This is a genomic window from Mesorhizobium sp. M0664, assembly GCF_040320565.1.
GTDB lineage: Bacteria > Pseudomonadota > Alphaproteobacteria > Rhizobiales > Rhizobiaceae > Mesorhizobium.
Window position 1 is genome coordinate 176,454 of record NZ_JAMYPW010000001.1, and the last position, 23,957, is coordinate 200,410.

A 23,957-nucleotide genomic window follows, 5' to 3' on the forward strand; every position below is an offset into this window, starting at 1 on the left:
GGGGCCTAGATCGAAACGTCCGCGATGGCCGCCTTGGCCATCGCGAGTTGGGCGGGAGCGACGGAGAGGTCACGCAGGCCGGTTTCGAGCAGCGCCGGGATCGAGGCGGGGTCGCCGCCGGCATCGCCACACAGGCTGACCGGGATATTATGCTCGCGGCCGAAGGCGGCAACCGAGGCGATCAGCCGGAGCACGGCCGGATGCCTGACGGAATTCAAATGTGCGACCGACGCATTGTCGCGCGCGGCGGCCATCACGTATTGGGTCAAATCATTCGAACCGATCGAGAAGAAAGCGGCCTTGGCGAATGCCTCCGGTGCGATGGCCACCGACGGCACCTCGACCATGATGCCAAGCGGCGGCATTTTGTGCGCGATGCCGCGCGCCAAAAGGTCAGCCTGCTCCTCAGCGAACAGCGCGGTGGCGTGTTCATACTCTTCCGGAACGGCGATCATCGGGAACATCACCTTCAGATTGCCGTGCATGGCGGCACGTAGCAAGGCGCGGATCTGCACACGAAAGACCTCCGGACGCATCAGCGACAGCCTGATCCCGCGCAGGCCAAGGAATGGATTACCTTCCTCGACGGTCAGGCCCGGCACAGGTTTATCGCCGCCCGCATCGACAGTACGGATCGTCACCGGCCTGTCGCCTGCCCATTCCAGCACTCTACGGTAGGCGCGATATTGCGTCTCCTCGTCCGGCAGCGTCTTGCCGAACAGGAATTCGGTCCGCATCAGCCCGACACCGTCGCACGCCGCAGCATCGATGCGGTCGACATCGGACGGATCGGCAATATTCACCTGCACGTGGACCGCTATGCCGGTCTTCGTTGCTGCCGGCCTTGTCAAATAGGCTGCCGCTTTGTCGCGATGCGCCGCGAAAGACGATGACGATCGCCGGAATGCATCGATCTCCGCTTTCGAAGGCGCCAACACGATGCCGCCATGTTCGGCATCGAGCAATGCGATTCCGGCAAGGTGAGCCGGCGAAGCACCGGGCCCGGCTGGCCCACGCGCTAGGAGCCCCAACCCCACCACCATTGGCACGCCGCGTGAGCGTGCCAGCATTGCGACATGACTTGCGGCACTTCCGGCCGTAAGTGCTATGCCGCCGCCGGCACTCCAGTCGGTTTCGAGGAAGCGCGTCGGTGCGATATCCTCGCCGTAGAAGATCGCACCTGCCGGCGCGGCAATGTCGCCGCCCCCGGCAAGTGCGTGTAGCACCTGGTCGCGTATGTCGCGCATGTCGGCCGCGCGCGCCCGGAAATAGTCCTGCTCGGATGTTTCATAGCCGGCTATCTCGGCGTCGAGCGCTTTTCGCCAGGCCACATCAGCAGCCATGCCCTCGGCAATTCGCGCAAAGGCCGGGCCGGTCAGCGCGTCGTCCTCCAGCATGGCGAGCTGGAATTCGAGGATCCCGGCCGCCTCGCTGTCGCTGGTTTCGATCAATGTCGCGAGCCGGCCTGCGGCAATGGAGATGGCGGCCTCAAGCGCCGCCTTCTCGTCCGCGGCAGTCGCCTTGCGGACATAACGCACAGCAGCCTGGTCCAGATTGAACAGCGGCCCCTCGGCATAGCCGGCCGATGCCGAAATGCCCTGCAGCCTAAGCGGTTCGGGCATGGTCCTTGCCTTCGTCGAAATCGCGCCGCACCAGCTCGACCAGTGCGCCGACCGCCTCGCCGGCGCCGTCCCCTTTGGCTCTGATATGCAGGACAGTGCCTTTCGGCGCTTTCGCCGCCATCACCTTGACGATGCTCTTGGCGTCGAACCATGGCCCGTTGGCGGCGAGCGCAATCTCGACGTCGGCCGAAAACGTCTTGGCAAGCTTGGTGAACTTCACCGAAGGACGCGCATGCAGTCCCACCTCATGGGTGATCAGGACGCTGGCTTCGGCTGCTGCGGACATGCTTGTCAAAATTCCCGTTCGTTCACGACGGCGACAATTCGTGCGCCGTCGCCACCACTTCCCTGAGCGAGGCGCCGCCGGAAGCCTCGGTCGCCGCCATCACCGCGCCTTCGACGATCGGCGCATTGCAGACAATGATCTTCTGGGCGCGTGGTTCGCCGATCATCTCGACCGCCATCTCGCTATTGGTCTCGGCACCGCCGAGATCGACGAGGATCGCGACCCCCGCCTCCGACCAGGCCTTGTCGATGGCGTCCATGATCGCCTCGACATTGGTTCCCAGCCCGCCATGGCCGTTTCCCCCGCACCATGCAAGCGGCACTTCGTTGCCGACCATCTGCCGCACCATGTCGGCGGTGCCTTCGGCGACCAGCGGCGAATGCGATACGATGACGATGCCGACATTGCTCATGCGCGCCTCTCGATTGCCTCGGCTACGGCTCGCACCAGAAGCGCAGTCGAGCGTGCGCCGGCATCCATATGACCGATCGAACGGTCGCCAAGGAACGAGGCGCGCCCACGCAGCGCCTTCATCGGCACGGTCGCGTCGGCCGCGTTGTCGGCGATCTCGACGATGTCCGCTGCCGTCTTTCCCTGCAGCAGGGCCTCATGCACCGGCTGCAGCACGTCGAGCATGGTTTTTTGCCCGGCCTGCGACTTGCCTCTGGCTGCAACCGCTTCGATCGCCTTGCCGAAGGCCGCCGCCAGGTCGGCGCGACCCGGCGCGGCGGAAATCTCCTTGCCGAGCGCCATGAACAGCGTGCCGAACAAGGGACCGGAGGCTCCGCCGACGGTCATCACCAGTTTGGTGCCGATCGCCTTCAGCGCCTCGGGCAACGGCTTTGTCGCAAACGCGCCGGCCTCGGCCCGCACTGCCTCGAAGCCGCGTTTCATGTTGAGCCCATGGTCGCCGTCGCCGATGGCCTGGTCGAGACTGGTCAGCTCGTCGGCATGTGCGGCGATCGTGTTTGCCGCCGCCTCGATCAGCCTGGAAATATCCGCTGCCGCCATGTCACCCATGCTCCTGGCCCCTGCGCTGCCGGCAGTACGAGAAAATTGCATATCCGGCAATTGAAGCATTCTTTTCCCCAGTCAAGCGGGTTCGAGCAACGCAGCGAGGGCAGTGAAGACCTCGGCGACGGCAAAGGCGCCGGGGTCGACCACGCCGTCGAGCTGGCTGCCAATATAGGCGGACCGCCCGGCCTTGGCCTTGCGCATGGCAGCGGTGGCCTCGGCTCCGCGTTGCGCCGCGACCGCCGCATCTTCCAGACTCCCCCTATCCAGCGCCCTCAAGGCGGGTTCCAGGGCATCGATCATCGTGCGATCGCCGACCCTCGCTCCACCATAGAAGGACATCCGATCGAGGCCGGCGAGAAGCGCCTTGGGAAGCGTTTCGCCAGACTCCAGCGCCTGCGCGGCGGCGGTGAAGAAGATCGACAACAGCACGCCGCTAGAGCCGCCCATGCTGGCGCTCAGGATGTCGCCGACGACGGCGAGCGCTGCGGCAGGCTCAGCGAGCGGCAGTGTCGCAATGCGGCCAAGCACGCTGCGCGCACCGGCCGCCACAGTCGATCCGGTGTCACCGTCTCCCGCCTTGGCATCCAGTCCGTTCAACGCGCCTTCAAGCGAGATCAGCCGTTCGCAGACCGCGACAACCAACCGGTCGGTGCGTGCGTCCTGGCTGGCTTTCGACGCGTTGTTCGGGCCGGCGGCTTTGGCCATCGGCACGACGCTGGCTTGGCGAACGGCTCTTGCCGGCAGCCAGGCGTGAGGGCCTACCGGCGCCCGCAACGCCGCTTCGCGCGACGCATCGAGCCGGATCAGCGACAGGGAAAAGCCGTTCATGTTGAGCGCGGTCACAAGCTGCCCGGGCCCGATTGTCAGCGTCACCTTTTGTGCCAGCGGTGAAGCCAATACCGCATTGGCGACAAGCAACATTTCCAGCGGTGGCACCGAACCGAGATTATTGATCAGCAAGGCGTAGTCGCTGACCGGATCGAGCCGCGCGGCAAGGCGCTCCGACATGATCGCAACCAGCCTTTCGGCACTTTGCACCGCAATCCGCTCAACGCCCGGTTCGCCATGGATGCCGAGGCCGAGTTCAGCGTCGTCGGCGCCAAATCTTTCGTCATGGCTCTGACCGGGGATCGAGCAGGATGACAGCGATATGCCGAGCGAAACGATATCCGCCGCCGCGGCCCGCGCCGCAGCGGCAACCGTCGCCAGGTCAATGCCGGCTTCCGACAGGTGGCCGGCGATCTTGTGCACGAACAAGGTGCCGGCCACGCCACGCGGCTGGGCAATGTCCGGCAGGGCGATATCGTCGGCGACAATCACCATCTCGACCCGAAAACCTTCGGCGCGCGCCTTCTCGGCTGCCAGGCCGAAGTTGAGGCGATCGCCGGTATAGTTCTTGACGATCAGCAGGCACCCGGCGGGACCGGTCACCGCGCGGATGGCGGCCAATACCGCTTCCACGCTCGGCGAAGCAAAGATCTCGCCCGAAACCGCCGCCGTCAGCATGCCAATGCCGACAAAGCCGGCATGGGCAGGTTCGTGCCCGGCCCCGCCGCCGGAAATGACCGCGACCTTCGTCTTATCCCAGTCCGCGCGGAGAATGACCTTGATCTCGGGATAGCCGTCGAGGCGAGCGAGATCGCCGGCGCCGGTCGTACCGAGGAAGCCGTCCAGGGCCTCAGTTACGATCGTATCCCTGCGATTGAAAAAATGCTTCATCGAATTGGTCCAGTCCGGTGCCCGAAATTGCCGGTTGAAAGGTGCCAGGAAAACACTCGCGCAGCGCTCACATCAGCCGTCGCCCATCGGGGCCGAAATACAGCGGCGAGCGATAGCGGATCATGATCTTGTCGCCCTGCGCCAGGTCGGTGTCGGGGTCGGTTAGCGTCACCAGCTTCCTGGTCCCCACCGTCACATGCAGATGGTTCTGGTCGCCGAGATGCTCGACCCAATCGACGACGCCGTCGGCATGGCCGTTCGCCGCCTTCTCGATCGAAAGATGTTCGGTACGGGCACCGATCGTCTTTGTTCCCGCCGGCACGCCGCCATCCGGCAGCAGTCCGACCGGCAACAAATTGATTGCCGGTTGGCCGAGCCTTGCGGCGACGTGAAGGTTTGCCGGCTCAGAATAGATCGTGCGCGGGGAACCGATCTGCACCAGCACGCCGTCGGCGAGAATGCCGATGCGGTCGGCCATGGTCATCGCTTCGATCTGGTCGTGCGTGACGTAGAGCATTGTGGCGCCGAGTTCCGCCTGGATGCGCTTCAGCTCGAGCCTGAGATCGGCGCGCAGCTTGGCGTCGAGCGACGACAGCGGCTCGTCCATCAGGTAGATCGACGGCTTGCGCACCAAAGCGCGGCCGATGGCGACGCGCTGCATCTCGCCGCCAGAGAGTTTGGTCGAGCGATTATTCAGCTTGTGGTGGATGCGCACCATCTTGGCCACGTCCTCGACGCGGCGGCGGATCTGATCCTCCGGCATTTTCCGTGCTGGCGAGCGCAGCGGAAAGGCGAGGTTGTCGTAAACCGACAGATGCGGATAGAGCGAATATTGCTGGAACACGAAAGCGGTGTCGCGCTCGGCCGGCGACAGCGTCGTCGTGTCGTGGCCGGCAATATGGATCGAGCCCGCTTCCGGACGCTCCAACCCGGCGATCAGCCTGAGCGTCGTCGTCTTGCCGGCGCCGGTCGGCCCGAGCAGCACGACGAATTCCCCGTCGGCGATATGCAGGTCGAGATTGTCGACGGCGACATGCTCGCCAAAAGCCTTGGTCACGCTTTTGATGTGAACGTCAGCCATGATGTGCTCTCCCCTGGGAGGCCGAGTCATGGATTTCGGTGCGCACCGCACGCCCGGATCCTTTTGCGAACAGCGACAGCCGCGCGCTGCTCAGCGTCAGGCCCACATGATCGCCCGGATTGAGCCGGATTTCGGCCGGCACCCTGGCCTTGATGATGCCGTCCGCTGTCTCCACCGCGACGATCTGAGTGGTGCCGAGATATTCCGTGCCGTAAATAGCACCGCGCAGCTTCGAAGCGTCATCGAAGCGGATGTGCTCCGGTCGGATGCCAAGCGCCATCTCGGCCGGCGCGACGTCCTCGCGGATCTCCGGCACGGCCACCTTCGCGCCTTGCACAACAATTTCCCTGGCGCCCTTTGAAAGCCCGCCGCCGAAGCCGAGGAAATTCATCGGCGGCGAGCCGATGAAGTCGGCGACGAACATCGTCGCCGGCCGGTCGTAGATCTCGCGCGGCGTGCCGAACTGCTCGATGACGCCGTGGTTCATCACCGCGATCTTGTCGGCCATCGACATCGCTTCCATCTGGTCATGCGTGACATAGACGGTGGTGGCGTGAATGCGGTTGTGCAGTTCTCGCAATTCATGGACCATCAGGTCGCGGAATTCGGTGTCGAGCGTGCCGAGCGGCTCATCCATCAGGAAGCATTTTGGCCGCCGTACGATGGCGCGGCCGAGCGCCACGCGCTGGCGATCGCCGCCGGCAAGCCCGGAGACCGATTTGTTGAGCAGATGGTCGATCCGCAAAAGCTTCGCCGTCTCCTCCACTCGGCTCCGGATTTCAGCGCCTGGCACGCCTTGCGCCAGCAGTGGAAAGCCGATGTTCTTCCGCACATTCATGTGCGGATAGAGCGCGAACAGCTGGAAGACGAAGGCGATGTCGCGCTCGCGGGCACGCCGCATGGTGACGTCCTCGCCGCCAAGCAGGATCTTGCCGCCGGTTGGCAGTTCGAGCCCGGCGATCATGCGCAACGTCGTCGTCTTGCCGCAGCCGGACGGCCCCAGCATGACGAAGAATTCGCCGTCCTCGACGACGAAGTTGGAATCTTGCACGGCGACGAAATCGCCGAATGCCTTCCTCAGATGTTCGACCCTGATCTCGGCCATCGTCTACTCCGGAAATTTCGAGACGATGATGAACATCGCCGTGCCCGCAAGCATGGTGATGAAGGAATAGGTGTAGAGCACCAGTGCGAAGGGCTGGAACAGCATCAGGAAGCCGATGGCGATGATCGCGGTGGCGACGTTTTCCATCAGCCCGCGCCTGGCCCAGACGGGCCAGCGCGATTTGCGTTTTGCGGTCATGCTCATTTACGCACCGCGCCAAAGGTGATGCCGCGCAGCAATTGCTTGCGAAGCAGGATGGTGAAGACCAGGATCGGCACCAGAAAGATCGTCGTGCCGGCCGCGACCGCCGGCCAGTCCTGACCGCCTTCGCCGATGATGGTCGGAATGAAGGGCGGCGCGGTCTGCGCCGTGCCCGAGGTCAGCAGCGCAGCGAAGGCATATTCGTTCCAGGCAAAGATCAGGCAGAAGATGGCGGTTGCGGCAATACCGGTGGTCGCCTGCGGCAGCACCGTGCGCCAGAACGCCTGCAGCCTGGTGTAGCCGTCGATCATCGCCGCTTCTTCATATTCGCGCGGGATCTCGTCGATGAAGCCTTTCAGCAGCCACACCGCCAAGGACACGTTGACCGCCGTATAAAGCAGGATCATGCCGAGAGCCGTGTCCGACAGGCCAAGCTCCCGGTACATCAGGTAGATCGGGATGGCGACCGCGATCGGCGGCATCATCCGCGTCGACAGGATGAAGAACAGAAGGTCGTCGGCGAGCGGCACCTTGAAGCGCGAAAAACCATAGGCCGACAGCGTGCCGAGGAAAACCGCGCAAAACGTCGAGCCGAACGCGATAATCAGCGAATTGACGAAGCGCGGCATGAAGTTGGACGGGCCGGCGATCACCATATTGCGCTTGCGCACCGTCTCGTCGCACAGGCCCGTCGCCGGTCCCAGCGAGTTGATGTATTCCGGTGTTTGCCGAGTCCGGGTCGAGAACAAATTGCAGTAGCCCTCGAGGCTGGGCTGGAACAGGATCTTCGGCGGATAGGCGATCGAATCCGGCGGCGTCTTGAAGCTGGTGGCGAAGATCCACAGCAGCGGCACGATCGAGATCAGCGCGTAGGCGACGATGATGGCGCCGGCGACGCGCTTCGACGTGGCCGACGGCGCGACAACGGAATGGGCTGACGTCAGGCTCATCTCTGCTTCACCTTGTTGAGCGCCTTGACGTAGATGTTTGCGAGGCCAAACACTGCGACGAACAGGATGATGGCGAAAGCCGAGGAATAGCCCGTCCGCCAGCTTTCGAAGGCCTGCCGCTTCAGCGTGATCGAGGCCACTTCGGTGGTCGATCCCGGCCCGCCGCCGGTGAGCAAATTGACCATGTCGAACATCTTGAAGTTCTCGATGCCGCGAAACAGCACCGCCAGCATGATGAAGGGCAGCGCCATCGGCAGCGTGATCGACCAGAACTGCCGCCAGTTGGAGGCGCGGTCGACCTCGGCCGCTTCGTAGATGTATTCGGGGATCGAGCGCAGGCCGGCGAGGCAGATCAGCATTACGTAAGGCGTCCACATCCAGGTGTCGACGATGATGATCGACCATGGCGCCAGTGACACGTTGGAGAGCATGCTGATCTCGGTTGCCGGAATGCCGGTGACGAACGAAACGGCGTAGGCGAACAGCCCGATCTGCGGCTCGTAGAGAAAGCGCCAGAAATTGCCGACCACCGCCGGCGATAGCATCATCGGCACCAGGATGATGGTCGTCCAGAAGGCGTGGCCGCGGAACTTGCGGTCGATCAGCCAGGCCAGAGTGAAGCCGATCAGCGTCTGCAGCAGGATGGTCCAGAACACGAAATGCGCCGTCGTCTGCATGGCGATCCAGATGTCCTGGTCGGCGAGGATGCGCTTGTAGTTGGCCAGCCCGAGGTTCTTCACAACCTCGTTGGGCCGATTGGCGCGAAAATTGGTGAAGGACAGATAGATTGCCCAGAACAGCGGAAAGATGTTGATAGCTAACAGCAACAGGATCGTCGGCGAGATGAACAGCCAGGCGAGGCCCTTGTCGCTGATGCCCCGGACCTTGCGGGCCAACGGCTCGGGCGTAGCCCGGGCAACGCTGTCCGCCGTCCGATTGAGCATGGTCAGTCCTGCTTCGGTCACTTGGCTCGTCTCGACAATGGAATTTATCTGAACTGTGTCCCGTGCCAAGTGGCACGGGACGGTTCGGTCATGGGCTCGGGAGGAGCCGTTTACATCTTGCCATCGTCCTGGAAGACCTCGGTCCAGTCCTTGACCAGGCCGTCGAGCGCATCCTTGGCCGAGCCTTGCCCGGCAACGACATAGTCGTGGAAGCGCTTCTGCGATGCCTGCAACAGCGGGGCATAGCTCGGCTCGGCCCAGAAGTCCTTCACGATGGCCATCGAGTCGAGGAAGGTCTGCGCATAGGGCTGGCTGGCCGGGAAGGCGGGGTCCTTGACGACCGCGTTGAGGCAGGAATAGCCGCCGAGCGACCACCATTTGGACTGCACGTCCTTGTTGGCGAACCATTTGATGTATTTGAGCGCGGCTTCCTGCTTGTCGGAATAGGAGACCACCGAGATGCCCTGGCCGCCGAGCTGGGCGAACTGGTCCCCGTCCGGACCTTTGGGATTGACGAAATAGCCGATCTTGTCGCCGCCGACATTCTCGTCCTTCTGCAGGCCTGGCCAGGTGAAGGCGAAGTTCATGTGCATCGCCACCTGGCCGGATTTGAAGGCATCAACGCCTTCGCCCATGTAGCTGTTCGAGGCGCCGGGAGGGGTGCAGCAATCGTAGAGGGCTTTGTAGAACTCCAGGCCCTTCACCGATTTATCGGAGTTGACGAAGCCTTCCATCTCGTAGGGTTTTTTCGGGTTTTCGTACTGGAAGCCAAAGCTGTAGAGCACGTCCATGGCGCCCATGGTGATGCCTTCCGAGCCGCGCTCGGTGTAGATCGACGCGCCATAGACGGTCTTGCCGTCGATGTCGCGCTTCTGGAAGAATTCGGCGATCTGCTTCAATTGGTCGAAGGTCGTCGGCGGGCCGAGATCCCAGCCGTACTTTTCCTTGAATTCCTTCCGCAGCTCCGGCTTGGAGAACCAGTCCTTGCGGTAAGTCCAACCGACGACGTCACCCATGGCCGGCAGCGCCCAGTAATTCGGCGAGTTCTTCGGCCATTCCGAATAGCCGACGACGGTCGCCGGCACGAAATCATCCATGCTAATCTTCTCCTTGTCGAAGAAGTCGTTCAGCTTGACGTAATGGCCGTTCTCGGCGGCACCGCCGATCCACTGGCTGTCGCCGATGATGAGGTCGCACAGCTTGCCGTGCGAATTCAGCTCGTTGAGAAAGCGATCGGCATAGTTGGTCCACGGCACGAATTCGAATTTCATGCCGATGCCGGTTTCCTTGGTGAAGTCCTTGGACAATTCCACAAGCGCGTTGGCCGGGTCCCAGGCTGCCCAGCAAAGCGTCAGATCTTCTGCCTGCGCGACATTCGAAACGGCTGTCGACGCAAAGAGTGTCGATGCCAGTCCCAACGCCAATTTCAAGGTCGATTTCATGCCTTCCTCCCATTTGCGAAACACGTCCGGATGACGGTTTCAAGAGCCCGCTAAACCCCTCCTCCGGGGCCCAAACACAACGACGCGGCGGCGCACCGGATGTTTAGTAATTTGTTTAGTGATGCAATTTTTACTAAACAAAGCAAGCGAATTCGTTGCTGCACCGCAGCATGCTGGACAGGAAAGCAACGTGAGAAGTTGCGGCGACCTGTCTAGGTCACCGTCTTGTTGCTGACAGCCACCGGACGGATCACTGGGGCCGGCGGCAGCAGCGCGCGGATATCGGCGAAGGGGAAGACTGGCTCGAAGCGGAACGCCTCGGCAAACGATCCGGCTGGGCCGTTGCACTGGCCGGCGCGAAAGGCGTTCTGCGTGCGCGCCGCGTCGACGAAACGCTCGGGATCCTGCGACTGGTGCGCCCTGATCGCCTCCGCCTTGAGATCGAAATGCCTGGAGGTGTCGACGTAGTGCGTTGGCGAAAACCCGGTGCCGCCGAACGTGTCGGCATGTAGCACCGGCACCGAGAATGACGCTGCGATGCGCACGCCATCCGACAGCGCGCGGTGGTCGCCATGATAGTCGTTCGGCGCATGCGTTATCACCAGATCCGGCCCTATCTCGCCGATCAGTGCTTTGAGCGCCCCGATCAGCGCGGCATCCGCGACCAGCCCGCCATCGGGAAAGTCAAGGAAGCGCGGCGTCACGCCAAGCAGGCCGGCCGCCGCCATCGCCTCCTTGCGGCGCGTGCGGGCCAGCGCTGACGGATCGCCGTAGCCGCCCCTGGTGCCATCCGTGGCTATGGCAAAAAAGAGTTCTGCGCCTTGCGCGGCATAGGCCGCCATCGTACCGAACATGAAGATCTCGATGTCGTCCGAATGCGCGCCAAGCGCCAATATCTTCACTCTCATCTCTCCCGGAAATGGAAAAACGTGCCCAACGGAATTCTGCTCGCACTCATCGCCTATGCAAGCTATTCGTGCAGCGACGCCGTTGTCAAAAGCCTGGGCGGGCAGTTCAACGTCTTCGAGATCGGCTTCTTCTCGACATTGTTTGCCGGCTGCTTTCTGCTCTTTGCCAGGCCGGCAGGCGAGCGCTGGCTCGATTTCTGGCGCACCAACCGGCCCTGGGCGGTACAGGCCCGGGCCTGGGCCGGCATCGCCTCGGGCGTGCTCAGCGTCTATGCCTTCACCACCATTCCGCTGGCGGAAGTCTATGCGCTCATCTTTCTGGCGCCGCTGTTCGTCACCATCCTAGCCACGCTGGTCCTCAAGGAGAAGGTCGGCCCGTGGCGGTGGCTGGCGGTGGTCGCCGGCTTTGCCGGGGTCATGCTGGTCGTCAGGCCGGGGTTTCGCGAATTGCATCTTGGTCATCTGGCGGCGTTCATCATCGCCTTCCTGGCCGCCACCAATGTGATCCTGATGCGTTCGCTCGCCGCGCAGGAAAAGCGCACGACGATGCTCGGCGTGCTGATCGGCTACGGCCTGCTCTTCAACGGCGCCGGTGCGGCGGCTACCTCGTTCTCGTTGCCGGATGGCAGGCAATGGGCCTGGCTGGTACTGGCCGGCGCCTTCACCGCCGGCGGCCAGCTGTTGCATCTGCTGGCGGTCAAATACGCACCGGCCAACCGCATCGCGCCGACGCATTACTCGCAGATCGTCTGGGCGGTGGTTCTGGGTGCGCTGTTCTTCAGGGAATATCCGGATTTTCTGTCGCTGGTCGGCTTGGCCGTGGTCGGCGGTTCCGGCCTGCTGACCATGGTGCGCGAGGAGGTGCGGCTCGGCACGGTGCGCTGGAACCCGTTTTCGCGGACCAGGCTTTGAGTCGGCGCCGAGGTTGCGCCGCGACCGCCACCGCTGATATGCGGTTGCTGCCAACTGGCTGCACAGCATAGCACAATGACGACAAAACCCTTGCCGGACCTGCCGGTCTCCGTTGTCTTGCCGGCGCTCAATGAAACGCTGAGCCATGGTAACAGCGCCGTGCTGGTGGCGCCACCCGGTGCCGGCAAGACGACGCTGGTTCCACTGGCGCTGCTCGACGCTGAATGGCTCGGCGCCGGAAAGATCATCCTGCTCGAACCGCGCCGCCTCGCCGCCCGCGCTGCCGCCCGCCGCATGGCCGAATTGCTCGGCCAAGAGCCCGGCGAAACCGTCGGCTATGCCATGCGCATGGAAAACCGCAGTTCCGCAAAGACCAGGGTTCTCGTCGTCACCGAAGGCGTGCTGTCCCGCATGATCCTCGACGACCCGGAACTGCCTGGTGTCGCGGCGGTGCTATTCGACGAGTTCCACGAACGCTCGCTCGACGGCGATTTCGGGTTGGCGCTGGCGCTTGACGTGCAGGGTGCGCTGAGGCCCGAACTCAGATTGCTGGTGATGTCGGCAACGCTCGACGGCGCGCGTGTCGCAAAATTGCTGTCCGGCGCGCCGGTGATCGAGAGCGCGGGCCGCGCCTTCCCGGTCGACATCCGCTATGACGAGCGGCCGGCCGGCGTCACGATCGAGGACGCCATGGCCAAGGCGATCCGCTCGGCGCTTGCCGGGGAGGAGGGCAGCGTGCTCGCTTTCCTGCCCGGCCAGCGCGAGATCGAGCGCACCGCCGAGCGGCTGGCGGGCAAGGTCGGCGCCGATACCGACATCGTGCCGCTCTATGGTATGCTCGACAACAAGGCGCAGGACGCGGCGATCAAGCCGGCGCCGCTCGGCCGCCGCAAGGTCGTGCTGGCGACGTCGATCGCCGAAACCTCCATCACCATCGACGGCGTCCGCGTCGTCATCGATTCCGGCCTGTCGCGGCTGCCGCGCTATGAACCGGCGAGCGGCCTGACGCGGCTGGAGACGGTACGTGCTTCCCGCGCTTCCGCCGACCAGCGCGCCGGCCGTGCCGGGCGCACGCAGCCGGGCGTCGCCATCCGGTTGTGGCGGGCCGAGCAGACGGCGGCCCTGCCGGCCTTCACGCCGCCGGAAATCCTCGAGGCCGATCTTTCCGGCCTGTTGCTCGATAGCGCAGCGTTCGGCGTCGCCGATCCGACCAGTCTATCCTTCCTCGACCCCCCACCGGCTCCGGCGCTCACCGAGGCGAGGGTACTGCTACGTGCGCTCGATGCTGTCGATGCGGCAGGACGCCTGACGGATGCCGGTGCCGCGATGCGCCGGCTGGCGCTACCGGTGCGGCTCGCCCATATGGTCGCCGAGGCGGCAAGGACCGGAGAGGCGCTCGAGGCGGCGATGCTCGCCGTATTATTGACCGAGCGTGGCCTTGGCGGCGATGGTGCCGATCTCGAACGGCGGCTGCTGCGCTTTCGCGCCGAAAGATCGCCGCGCGCCACCGCCGCCCGGCAGCTGGCTGAGAGGCTGGCAAAGCAGGCTTCACCCTCCCCCTCGAGGAGAGGGTCGGCGAGCGAGCCGAGCGCAGCGAGACGAGGGAGACGGGGCGGGGTCGTCGATGCCGTGCCCGAACCGACCCCACCCCGATCCGCTACGCGGATCGACGCGCCGGGGCGAGCCACGGGTCTCGCCCGTCCTTCCGACCCCCTCAAGGGGGAGGGCAGCACAGCCGGCGCTCTCCTCATCCATGCCTGGCCGGATCGGGTCGCCAAAGCGCGCGGCGAGCGTGGCCGCTTCGTGCTTGCCAACGGCTCGGGCGCCATGCTCGACGCCTCCGATCCGCTGGCCGGCGAGACCTGGCTCGTCGTCGCCGACCTGCAGGGCAAGGCGCAGAACGCCCGCATCACCGCAGCGGCAGCCATCGATGAGGCCGACATCCGCACTGCGTTGGCGGAAAAGATCGAGGCCCGCCGCGAGGTGAGCTTCGACCGCGACAGGCGCGCGGTGCGGGTGCGCGAAACGGTTCGCCTCGGCGCCATCACGCTGTCCGAACGCATGCTGCCGGCGCCGACCGGTGCCGACGCGGATCGCGCCATCCTCGACGCCTTGCGCGAACACGGCCTGTCCCTGTTGCCGTGGAACAGGGAGGCGGAGACGTTGCGGCAGCGGCTCGGCTGGCTGCATCGCGGCCTCGGCGTGCCATGGCCCGATGTCTCCGATGCCGCGCTCCTCGAGCGCCTCGACGACTGGCTGCTGCCGTTCCTTTCCGGCGCGGCATCCTTTGCGGCAATCGATCCCAGCGTGCTTTCGCAAGGCCTGATGACGCTGGTGCCGCACGAATTGCAGCGCAAGATCGCCACATTGGCGCCGACCCATTTCGACGCGCCGTCGGGCAGCCGGCTGCCGATCCGCTATGACGGCGAATGGCCGGTGCTGGCGATCCGCGTGCAGGAACTGTTCGGCCTCGACCGGCATCCGGCGATCGCCAACGGCACTGTGCCGCTGACGCTCGAATTGCTGTCGCCGGCGCACCGGCCGATCCAGACGACGCGCGACCTGCCCGGCTTCTGGCGCGGCTCCTGGGCCGATGTGCGGGCAGAGATGCGCGGCCGCTATCCCAGGCATGTCTGGCCGGAGAACCCGCTTCTCGCCGCCGCCACCAGCCGCGCCAAGCCGCGCGGTACCTGATGCTTCCAGACTGTCATCCCGAACCGAGGCCCAGCTTCGACGGTTTTCGGAAAAGACCTCCGGCTGTTTCCCCTCTATAATCACTGGCCATGATAAACATCCTGCACGCACCCGACTTCCAGCAAAGCCAGCGGCTGCGCCTCAACACGCTGATCAGGTTGCGCTGGCTTGCCATCGTCGGCCAGAGCCTGACCGTGCTTGTGGTCGCTTACGGGCTGAAATTTCCGCTACCGGTCAGCATGTGTTTTGCGCTGATCGCCTGTTCGGCCTGGATGAACCTTTTGCTGACTTTCCGCTATCCGGCGGCGCATCGGCTTACCCCGTTCTCGGCCTTCGCCATCCTGACCTTCGACAGCCTGCAGCTTGCCGGCCTGCTCTACATGACCGGCGGCCTTACGAATCCGTTTTCGCTGCTGATGACCGTGCCCGTCGTCGTCTCGGCGACGTCGCTGCCGCTGCGGCTGACCGCCATGCTCGGCGCGCTGGTGATCGTGGCGGCGACGCTGCTGGTCTTTTACCACCTGCCGCTGCCCTGGCATGAGGGGGCGCCATTGGCGATGCCGTTCATCTATGTCGCCGGCATGTGGATGGCGGTGTTCTGCTCCATCGCCTTTACCGCGATCTATGCCTTCCGGGTGGCCGAGGAGGCGCGGCTGCTTGCCAACGCGCTTGCCGCCACGGAATTGGTGCTGCAGCGAGAACAGCATCTCTCGGCCCTCGACGGCCTCGCCGCGGCCGCCGCGCACGAACTCGGCACGCCGCTCGCCACCATCACGCTTGTTGCCAAGGAGATGGAGAAGGCGCTTGGCGAAGATCCGAAATACGGCGAGGACGTGAAGCTGCTGCGTTCGCAGAGCGAGCGCTGCCGCGAAATCCTGAAGCGCCTGACCAGCCTGTCCTCCGAGAGCGAGGTGCACCTCTCGCGCCTGCCGCTGACCTCGCTGGTCGAGGAGGTGACGGCGCCGCACCGCGATTTCGGCATTTCGATCAAGCTTCGGCCGGGCGAGCGCATCGGCCCGGAACCGGTGGGCCGGCGCAATCCCGGCGTCATTTACGGCCTCGGCAATCTGGTCGAGAACGCGGTCGACTTCGCCCGCAACAGCGTGACAGTGCGCTGGAACTGGAATGAGGCCGCCGTCAGCTTCTCGATCATCGACGACGGGCCGGGCTTTCCACCGGAGATCATCGACCGTATCGGAGAACCCTATATGTCGACGCGACAAGGCACCGAAGCCGGCGGCGGCCTCGGCCTCGGCCTATTCATCGCCAAGACCTTGCTCGAACGCTCCGGCGCGACGCTCGATTTCCGCAATTCAAGCGAGCCCGGCGAGGGCGCTATCGTGCAGATATCGTGGCCGCGCAGCGTCTTCCTCAATCCCGAGCAGGCTTCGGCCACCATGTTCGACACGGCCTAAATTGGACAATAGCGTTGCGAAACTATATTTGCGTAAAAATCAGGCAGCAGGATTTTCAGCACGATGAGTACTGACGAAACGATTGGCGCAATGGTCGAAGGCGAGGATACCTCGCTGCTGATCGTGGACGACGACAAGCCGTTCCTGACGCGGCTTGCCCGCGCCATGGAAACCAGGGGTTTCGTGGTCGAGACGGCGGAGAGCGTCGAGGAGGCGGTTGCCAAGGCGCGCGCCAATCCGCCGGCCTATGCGGTGGTCGACATGCGGCTGGCCGACGGCAACGGCCTCGACGTCGTCGCCGCGATTCGCGAGAAGCGCGACGATGCCCGCGCCATCATCCTCACCGGCTACGGCAACATCGCCACCGCGGTGACGGCGGTAAAGCTCGGCGCCATCGACTATCTGTCGAAGCCGGCCGATGCCGACGATATTTTTGCCGCCCTGACCCGCACCGCGGGCGAACGCGCAGCGCCGCCAGAAAATCCAATGTCGGCCGATCGCGTGCGCTGGGAACACATCCAGCGCGTCTACGAAATGTGCGACCGCAACGTCTCGGAAACCGCACGCCGCCTGAACATGCATCGCCGCACGCTGCAACGCATCCTCGCCAAGCGCGCGCCGCGCTAAAGGGCTCTCATTACAGGCTTGCCCGGCCAGCGCTGTTTGCGCATCATCGCTTGGCGGTGTCGGACCTTGCCGCTGATACGACGGAGGCGACATGCAGGACGAAAAGCGGCTGGTCTCCATGCTGCGCGAATTCCTCGACAGCGAGGCGGCCGGCGGCCTCATCCTGATGGCTGCGGCGGCCTTGGCCCTGATCGTCGCCAATTCGCCGCTGGGCGAGGCTTATTTCTCCGCCCTCCATGCCTATCTCGGACCGCTCAGCGTCTCGCACTGGATCAATGACGGCCTGATGGCGGTGTTCTTCCTGCTGGTCGGTCTCGAGATCAAGCGCGAAATGCTTGACGGCCAGCTGTCGACCTGGCCGCGCCGCGTGCTGCCCGGCATCGCCGCCGCCGGCGGCATGGCAGCGCCGGCACTGGTCTACGTCGCCATCAACCGCAACAATCCAGCCGCTCTGTCCGGCTGGGCGATCCCAACCGCCACCGATATCGCCTTTGCGCTCGGCGTGCTGTCGCTGCTCGGCAGCCGCGTCCCGGGTTCGCTGAAGATATTCCTCACGGCGCTTGCCATCATCGACGATCTCGGCGCGGTGCTCATCATCGCGGTGTTCTATACCAGCGGCCTCTCGCTCGCCTATCTCGGCGCCGCCTTCGCCGTGATCGCGCTGCTGGTGGTGCTCAACCGCATGCGGGTGCTGACGCTGCTGCCGTACATCTTGCTCGGCATCGTTCTGTGGGTTTTGGTGCTCAAATCGGGCGTCCATGCGACGCTCGCCGGCGTCGCGCTGGCCCTCACCATACCGCTGAAGATATCGCCGGGCAGCGGCCATGATCTCGACCATTCGCCGCTGCACCGGCTCGAACACGGCCTGCACAAAGTCGTCGCCTTTTTCGTCATCCCGATTTTCGGCTTTGCCAACGCCGGCGCCTCGCTCGCCGGTCTCAGCGCTGCCGCCCTGGCCGAGCCGCTGACGCTCGGCGTCGCCGCCGGCCTCGTCTTGGGCAAGCTGGTCGGCGTGTTCGGGTCTTCCGCGCTTGCCATCCGGCTTGGCTTCGCCGATCTGCCGGTCAATGCCGGCTGGCTGCACATGGTCGGCATTTCGCTGCTCTGTGGCATCGGTTTCACCATGAGCCTGTTCATCGGCCTGCTCGCCTTCGCCAGCGACGCCGCCCTGCAGGACGCGGTCAAGGTCGGCATCCTCGCCGGCTCTTTCATCGCCGCGCTCCTAGGCGCCGCAGTGCTGCTGGTCGCGCCGGCCGCAGGCGAGGCGGAGGAGGCGGAAGAATAGGCGTCTCCTCGCGGGCGCTACCCGTGAGCGACCATGACGTGGCGGACGGCGGTATAGTCCTCCAGCGCGTAGAGCGACATGTCCTTGCCGTAGCCGGATTGTTTCAACCCGCCATGCGGCATCTCGTTGGTCAGCATGAAATGGGTGTTGATCCAGGTGCAGCCATATTGCAGCCGGGCCGCTGTCGCCATGGCCCGCGAAACGTCCTTGGTCCACACCGACGACGCCAGGCCGTAGTCAGAATCATTGGCCCAGTTCACCGCTTCGTCAACTTCGGAAAAGCGGGTGACCGAGACCACCGGACCGAACACTTCGCGGCGCACGATCTCGTCCTCCTGCAGCGCGCCGGCGACGACGGTCGGCTGGTAGAAGAAGCCGGAGCCCTCGCCCGGCTTGCCGCCCGTGGTGATCTCGATGTGCTTGAGCTCAGAGGCGCGCTCGACGAAGCTCGAGACGCGGTCACGCTGGCGACGCGAGATCAGCGGGCCGATCTCGTTCTCGGTATCGTCGGGGCGATCATACTTGATGGTCGAGACCGCAGTGGAGAGGTCTGCGACGAGCTTGTCGTAGATCTTCTTGCCGGCGTAGATGCGGCAGGCCGCGGTGCAGTCCTGGCCGGCATTGTAATAGCCGAAGGCGCGCAGGCCGTTGACCACCGCGCCGAGATCGGCGTCGTCGAAGACGATGACCGGCGCCTTGCCGCCGAGCTCGAGATGCGTGCGCTTGACCGATTTGGCGGCAGCCTGCAGCACCTTCTTGCCGGTGGCGACGTCGCCGGTGATCGAGATCATGTTGACCTTCGGGTGGTTGATCAGCGTGTTGCCGACGCTGTCGCCGCGACCGAGCACGACGTTGACGACGCCTTCCGGCAGGATCTCGGCAAGGATTTTCGCCAGCTTCAGCGCGGTCAGCGGCGTCTGTTCCGACGGCTTGAAGACGACGGTGTTGCCGCCGGCAATCGCCGGCGCCAGCTTCCAGGCCATCATCATCAGCGGATAGTTCCACGGCGCGATCGACGCGACAACGCCGATGGCGTCGCGGCGGACCATCGAGGTGTGGCCGGGAATGTATTCGCCGGCGACCTGGCCGGGCATCGAGCGGACCGCGCCGGCAAAGAAGCGGTAGCAGTCGACGATCGCCGGGATCTCGTCATTGAGCACGGCATTGATCGGCTTGCCGCAGTTCAGCGCCTCGAGCGCCGCGAAATCCTGTGCAGCAGCCTCGATGCGATCGGCGATCTTCAGGAGATAGCCGGCGCGCTGCGCCGGTGTTGTGCGGGACCAGGTGACGAAGGCGTTTTCGGCAGCAAGCACGGCCGCCTCGATCTGCGCTGGGCTGGCCTCAGGCAGATTGAGGATGGTCGCCCCGGTTCTCGGGTTGAGGATCGGCTCCTCGGTCTCGGTGCCTTTTTCGAATTTCGAGCCGATCAGCATCTGCGTGTCCATGGAAGTCTCTCCCTTATGAACGAGATCATTTGCCCGAACCGGCGATCTGGTCGCCGTCGCGGGTCAGGTAATAGGCAGCGAGGATTGGGAGCAGCGTCACCAGCACTACCACCATCGCCACGACATTGGTGACCGGACGCTGGCGCGGACGGATCAATTCTTCGAGCATCCAGATCGGCACCGTCTGCTGCTGGCCGGCGGTGAAGGTGGTGACGATGACCTCGTCGAAGGACAGCGCAAAGGCAAGCATGCCGCCGGCCAGCAGCGCGGTTGCGATGTTGGGCAGCACGACATGCCGAAAGGTCTGGAAACCATCGGCGCCGAGATCCATCGACGCCTCGATCATCGAGCCGGACGTGCGGCGGAAACGGGCGACCGCATTGTTGTAGACGACGACCACGCAGAAAGTGGCGTGGCCGAGCACGATCGTCCAGAACGAGAACGGGATTTCGGCCAGCGCGAAGGCCGAGCGCAGCGCGATGCCGGTGATGATGCCGGGCAGCGCGATCGGCAGGATGACCAGCAGCGAGATGGTTTCGCGGCCGAAGAATTTTGTGCGGGACACGGCAGCGGCGCACAGCGTGCCCAGGACCAGCGCGATGGCAGTCGAGATCGCCGCGACCCGCACAGACAATGACAGCGCCTGCCAGACGTCGGGGCGGTTCCAGGTGACGGCGAACCATTGCGTGGTCAGGCCCGGCGGCGGCCAGACGAAGCTCTTCTCCTCGGTGGTGAAGGCATAGACGAAGATCAGCAGGATCGGCAAATGCAGGAAAAGCAGGCCGCCGGTGGCAGCGAGCTTCAGGCCGATCGGCGCGGATGGGCCACGGTCAGAGCGCATCGAAAGCCCCCATGCGCTTGGCGCCCCAGAGATAGAAGCCCATGATGACGATGGGCACCACGGTGAAGGCGGCGGCGAGCGGGATATTGCCGGCGGTGCCTTGCTGCGAATAGACGGCCTGGCCGATGAACAGCCGCGAGGTGCCGATGATCTGTGGGATGATGTAGTCGCCGAGCGTCAGCGAGAACGTGAAGATCGAGCCGGCGACGATGCCGGGCAGCGCCAGCGGGAACAGCACGTTGCCGAAGGTCTGCCCGGGCGAGGCGCCGAGATCGGACGAAGCCTCGACCAAATTGCCCGGCACGCGCTCGAGTGCGGCCTGCACCGGCAGGATCATGAACGGCAGCCAGACATAGACGAAGACGATGAAGGTACCGGTTGAGGAGACCGACAGCGAGTTGCCGCCGACGACCGGCAGCGACAGCCAGGCATCAAGCAGCCACAGAAGATGCAATTTGGCCAGCAGCCAGGTCAGGATGCCTTCCTTGGCGAGAATCAGCTTCCACGCATAGATCTTGACCAGGTAGCTCGACCACAGCGGCAGCATGACGCCGAGATAAAACAGCGCCTTCCAACGGCCGCGCGCATAGCGCGCCGCGTAATAGGCGATGGGAAAGGCGATGACCGCCGCCGCCAGCGTCACCAGCGCCGCCATAGTCACCGTGCGCAGGATGATGTCGAGATTGGCGGCCTGCAGCAGGTCGCCATAGGTCTTCAGCGTGAACTCGCGGTTGATCAGGCCGGAGAACTCATCGATCGAAAAGAAGCTCTGCAAAAGCAGCGCAAACAGCGAGCCGATATAGACGATGCCGAGCCAAAGAACCGGGGGTAGCAGCATCAAGAGCAGCAAGAATTGCGGCCGGCGCCAGAAGAGATCGGAGAGCCCGCCGCGTACGCCACCACTTCGCGGCAGGATGGCGGGGGCCGTGGCCCGCGGCATGGCAGCGTCCAGGCTCATCCGAGCTCGTCCATCAGATGCAAATGCTCGCGCTTGAAGGTGAGCACCACCGCCTCGCCTTCCCCCGGCAGCACAGCACCCGCCGGCACGATGGCATGCAGTCGCAAGCCCTCTGCATCGAGCGCCAGTCTTGTCGTGGCGCCGAGATAGTTGGTCGAGACCAGGCGGGCGGCAACCCCTTCGCCGTTGGCCCGGCCAATACGGATGGATTCGGGCCGCAGGCTGCCCCAGCGATACTGGCCGGCATAGCGCTGGACGAAATCCGGCGGCAGCACGTTGGACGAGCCGACGAAATCGGCGACGAAGCGGGTCTTGGGGCGCTGGTAGATGTCTTCCGGCGTGCCGATCTGCATGATCTTGCCGTCATTGAAGACGGCCACGCGGTCGGCCATCGACAGCGCTTCGCCCTGGTCGTGGGTGACGAACACGAAGGTGATGCCGAGCGCCTTCTGCAGCGATTTCAACTCCTCCTGCATGTTTTCGCGAAGCTTGAGGTCGAGGGCGCCGAGCGGCTCGTCGAGCAACAGCACCTTGGGCTGGTTGACCAGCGCACGGGCGAGCGCGACGCGCTGGCGCTGGCCGCCGGAAAGCTGGCCAGGGCGACGGGCGCCGTAGCCGGGAAGCCGCACCAGCGCCAGCGCTTCTTCCGCCGCCTGTTGCCGCTCCGGTCTGCCGACGCCCTTGACCATCAGCCCATAGGCGACGTTGTCGAGCACGTTGAAATGCGGGAACAGCGCATAATCCTGGAACACGGTGTTGACGTTGCGGCGATAGGGCGGCACGCCCTCGGCGCGTTCGCCGAAGATCGAGATCGAGCCCGCCGTCGGCTGCTCGAAACCGGCGATGAGGCGCAGGCACGTCGTCTTGCCCGAGCCGGAAGGCCCGAGCATGGCAAAGAACTCGCCCGGCACGATGTCGAGATCGACCGCGTCAACGGCACGCACGCTGCCGAAATGGCGAGAGACGTTTTGGAAGGAAACGGCGGAGGTCATGGGGCTGTCCTGATCTGTCAGGCTCATCAAATTTCAGGCGGTAGCGCTGCCTCTTATCCGCCTGCCGGCACCTTCTCCTCGTATAGTGGACGGGGAGAAGGGAGGCGCTCCAACGCTGGCGACCCCCCGGTTCTTCACCGGGAGAGGGTAAGGGTGAGGGGCAGCGCCGAGCTTCGTAGGTGAGGCGAACTCACCGCCCGCCGATGACGCCGATATAGTCCGACACCCAGCGGTAATAGGGCACGCACTGGTCGTTCTGGGTGGCGCATTTCGAGACCGGCGTCTTCCAGAACTTGATCTTGTCGAAATTGTCGTAACCGTTGGTCTTGCAGCCTTCCTCGCCGAGCAGTTCGTTGCCCTTGCAGGCGGCGGGCACCACCGGCAGCGAGCCGAACCAGGCGGAGACGTCGCCCTGCACTTTTGGCGACAGCGAATGCTCCATCCACATGTAGGCGCAGTTTGGGTGGGCAGCATCGGCCTCCATCATCGTGGTATCGGCCCAGCCGGTGACGCCCTCCTCGGGGATAGTCGAGGCGACCGGCTTCTTGGCCGCGATCAGCGTGTTTACCTGGTAGGGCCAGGAACCGGAGGCGACGACGCCTTCGTTCTGGAAATCGTCGACCTGGATGGCGGCGTCGTGCCAATAGCGTCCGACCAGCGTACGCTGGACCCGCAGCAGGTCGAGCGCCGCCTTGTACTGATCCTCGGTCAGTTCGTACGGATCCTTGATGCCGAGCTCCGGCTTGTGAGCCATCAGGTAATTGGCAGCGTCGGCGATGTGGATCGGCCCGTCATAGGCTTGGACGCGGCCCTTGTTCGACTTGCCGTCGGGAAGCTTCATTTCCTCGAAGACCACGTTCCAGCTCTTCGGCGCCTCCTTGAACACTTCGGTGTTGTACATCAGCACGTTCGGCCCCCACTGATAGGGGACGCCGTAATGGACTCCGCCGACGGTGAACCAGGGCGCATCCTTCAGCCGGTTGTCGACCGTCTTCCAGCTCGGTATGAGGTCGGTGTTGATCGGCTGGACGCGCTTGCCGGCGACAAGGCGCAGCGAAGCGTCGCCCGAGGCGGTGACGAGATCGAAGCCGCCCTCGTTCATCAGCGAGACCATCTCATCGGAGGTGTTGGCGGTCTTGACGTTGACCTTGCAGCCGGTTTCCTTCTCGAACGAAGTGACCCAATCATAGGCCTTGTCGGTTTCGCCGCGCTCGATATAGCCCGGCCAGGCGACGATATTGACCTCGCCTTCGCCTTTGCCGAGCTCCTTGACCTGGGCGATGGCCTGGCCGGAGAAGCTCAGCGCGACCGTCAAGGCAGTGCATGATTTCAGCAATGAATTCATCGTCGATCTCCCATTTTTGCATGACCTCGAAACCGGTTTCGGGTTTCGGAAGAAGGTCATGCGCCCGTTCAAAAACGTTGGATGCGCGGCCCTGAAGGGCCGTGCTCCTCGCATCGGCCCGAAAATCGGAAATCGATTTTCGGAAGGCCCGATGCGAAAACTAAAAGT

22 protein-coding genes are annotated in these 23,957 nt (G+C 64.2%); 5 read left to right on the forward strand and 17 right to left on the reverse strand.

All coding sequences use genetic code 11. The features are described from left to right. Positions 1–5 precede the first annotated feature (5 nt). The 12 genes from ptsP to NKI39_RS00815 form a co-directional block, all read right to left on the reverse strand. Positions 6–1,622 carry a phosphoenolpyruvate--protein phosphotransferase gene (gene ptsP, locus NKI39_RS00760; protein WP_352769097.1) on the reverse strand — a complete coding sequence of 539 codons (1,617 nt, stop codon included), beginning with the start codon at positions 1,620–1,622 and terminating at the stop codon, positions 6–8. Further along, a complete protein-coding gene (locus NKI39_RS00765; protein ID WP_023676329.1) occupies positions 1,606–1,908 on the reverse strand; it encodes an HPr family phosphocarrier protein in 303 nt (100 codons plus the stop codon). Before NKI39_RS00765 ends, ptsP begins: the two co-directional genes overlap by 17 nt. A gap of 22 nt (positions 1,909–1,930) precedes the next feature. Next, positions 1,931–2,320 carry a dihydroxyacetone kinase phosphoryl donor subunit DhaM gene (dhaM, locus tag NKI39_RS00770; RefSeq protein WP_352469937.1) on the reverse strand — a complete coding sequence of 130 codons (390 nt, stop codon included), beginning with the start codon at positions 2,318–2,320 and terminating at the stop codon, positions 1,931–1,933. Then, positions 2,317–2,919, reverse strand: a complete 603-nt coding sequence (dhaL, locus tag NKI39_RS00775) for a dihydroxyacetone kinase subunit DhaL (RefSeq protein ID WP_352767236.1) — start codon at positions 2,917–2,919, stop codon at positions 2,317–2,319. The genes dhaM and dhaL overlap by 4 nt, the downstream gene beginning before the upstream one ends. A gap of 81 nt (positions 2,920–3,000) precedes the next feature. Beyond that, complete coding sequence (locus NKI39_RS00780; RefSeq protein ID WP_352769100.1) at positions 3,001–4,644, reverse strand: dihydroxyacetone kinase subunit DhaK; 1,644 nt, start codon at positions 4,642–4,644, stop codon at positions 3,001–3,003. A gap of 67 nt (positions 4,645–4,711) precedes the next feature. Continuing rightward, the gene (locus tag NKI39_RS00785; RefSeq protein WP_352769103.1) at positions 4,712–5,725 is read right to left on the reverse strand and encodes an ABC transporter ATP-binding protein; all 1,014 of its coding nucleotides are present in this window, start codon (positions 5,723–5,725) and stop codon (positions 4,712–4,714) included. Continuing rightward, positions 5,718–6,830, reverse strand: a complete 1,113-nt coding sequence (locus tag NKI39_RS00790; RefSeq protein WP_352818570.1) for an ABC transporter ATP-binding protein — start codon at positions 6,828–6,830, stop codon at positions 5,718–5,720. The genes NKI39_RS00785 and NKI39_RS00790 overlap by 8 nt, the downstream gene beginning before the upstream one ends. A gap of 3 nt (positions 6,831–6,833) precedes the next feature. Continuing rightward, on the reverse strand, positions 6,834–7,034 hold the full coding sequence (locus NKI39_RS00795; RefSeq protein ID WP_023676334.1) for a hypothetical protein: 201 nt from the start codon (positions 7,032–7,034) through the stop codon (positions 6,834–6,836). Continuing rightward, positions 7,031–7,981: a carbohydrate ABC transporter permease gene (locus NKI39_RS00800; protein ID WP_352448471.1), complete on the reverse strand. Its 951-nt coding sequence runs from the start codon at positions 7,979–7,981 to the stop codon at positions 7,031–7,033. Before NKI39_RS00800 ends, NKI39_RS00795 begins: the two co-directional genes overlap by 4 nt. Then, on the reverse strand, positions 7,978–8,925 hold the full coding sequence (locus NKI39_RS00805; RefSeq protein ID WP_031211681.1) for a carbohydrate ABC transporter permease: 948 nt from the start codon (positions 8,923–8,925) through the stop codon (positions 7,978–7,980). Before NKI39_RS00805 ends, NKI39_RS00800 begins: the two co-directional genes overlap by 4 nt. A 110-nt stretch (positions 8,926–9,035) precedes the next feature. Continuing rightward, positions 9,036–10,367, reverse strand: coding sequence for an ABC transporter substrate-binding protein (locus NKI39_RS00810; RefSeq protein ID WP_352448472.1), 1,332 nt, complete (start codon positions 10,365–10,367; stop codon positions 9,036–9,038). Positions 10,368–10,579: 212 nt separating this feature from the next. Next, the gene (locus tag NKI39_RS00815; protein WP_352448473.1) at positions 10,580–11,269 is read right to left on the reverse strand and encodes a PIG-L deacetylase family protein; all 690 of its coding nucleotides are present in this window, start codon (positions 11,267–11,269) and stop codon (positions 10,580–10,582) included. 27 nt (positions 11,270–11,296) lie between these two features. Here NKI39_RS00815 and NKI39_RS00820 point away from each other — a divergent pair, with 27 nt between their 5' ends. The 5 genes from NKI39_RS00820 to nhaA all read left to right on the forward strand — a co-directional run bounded on the left by NKI39_RS00820 (position 11,297) and on the right by nhaA (position 18,208). Then, positions 11,297–12,187, forward strand: a complete 891-nt coding sequence (locus NKI39_RS00820) for a DMT family transporter (RefSeq protein WP_352448474.1) — start codon at positions 11,297–11,299, stop codon at positions 12,185–12,187. A 75-nt stretch (positions 12,188–12,262) separates the two neighbouring features. After that, entirely contained in the window at positions 12,263–14,881 is a 2,619-nt protein-coding gene (gene hrpB, locus NKI39_RS00825) for an ATP-dependent helicase HrpB (protein WP_352818567.1), read from the forward strand. Positions 14,882–14,970: 89 nt separating this feature from the next. Then, positions 14,971–16,296 (forward strand): ActS/PrrB/RegB family redox-sensitive histidine kinase, encoded by a 1,326-nt coding sequence (locus NKI39_RS00830; RefSeq protein WP_352448476.1) that lies wholly within the window; start codon positions 14,971–14,973, stop codon positions 16,294–16,296. 63 nt (positions 16,297–16,359) lie between these two features. Beyond that, positions 16,360–16,923: an ActR/PrrA/RegA family redox response regulator transcription factor gene (locus NKI39_RS00835; RefSeq protein ID WP_023676342.1), complete on the forward strand. Its 564-nt coding sequence runs from the start codon at positions 16,360–16,362 to the stop codon at positions 16,921–16,923. Positions 16,924–17,014: 91 nt separating this feature from the next. Then, the gene (gene nhaA, locus NKI39_RS00840; protein WP_352830322.1) at positions 17,015–18,208 is read left to right on the forward strand and encodes a Na+/H+ antiporter NhaA; all 1,194 of its coding nucleotides are present in this window, start codon (positions 17,015–17,017) and stop codon (positions 18,206–18,208) included. A gap of 17 nt (positions 18,209–18,225) precedes the next feature. On the opposite strand, the gene NKI39_RS00845 is transcribed toward nhaA, so the two are convergent. From NKI39_RS00845 to NKI39_RS00865, 5 genes are all read right to left on the reverse strand, one after another. After that, the gene (locus NKI39_RS00845) at positions 18,226–19,653 is read right to left on the reverse strand and encodes a gamma-aminobutyraldehyde dehydrogenase (protein WP_352818561.1); all 1,428 of its coding nucleotides are present in this window, start codon (positions 19,651–19,653) and stop codon (positions 18,226–18,228) included. A gap of 25 nt (positions 19,654–19,678) precedes the next feature. After that, positions 19,679–20,494 (reverse strand): ABC transporter permease, encoded by an 816-nt coding sequence (locus NKI39_RS00850; protein ID WP_352479858.1) that lies wholly within the window; start codon positions 20,492–20,494, stop codon positions 19,679–19,681. Beyond that, complete coding sequence (locus tag NKI39_RS00855; protein ID WP_352614621.1) at positions 20,484–21,434, reverse strand: ABC transporter permease; 951 nt, start codon at positions 21,432–21,434, stop codon at positions 20,484–20,486. The genes NKI39_RS00850 and NKI39_RS00855 overlap by 11 nt, the downstream gene beginning before the upstream one ends. A gap of 14 nt (positions 21,435–21,448) precedes the next feature. After that, complete coding sequence (locus tag NKI39_RS00860) at positions 21,449–22,444, reverse strand: ABC transporter ATP-binding protein (protein ID WP_352540420.1); 996 nt, start codon at positions 22,442–22,444, stop codon at positions 21,449–21,451. A gap of 190 nt (positions 22,445–22,634) precedes the next feature. Next, entirely contained in the window at positions 22,635–23,789 is a 1,155-nt protein-coding gene (locus NKI39_RS00865) for an ABC transporter substrate-binding protein (protein WP_352540421.1), read from the reverse strand. Between the last annotated feature and the right edge of the window lie 168 nt (positions 23,790–23,957).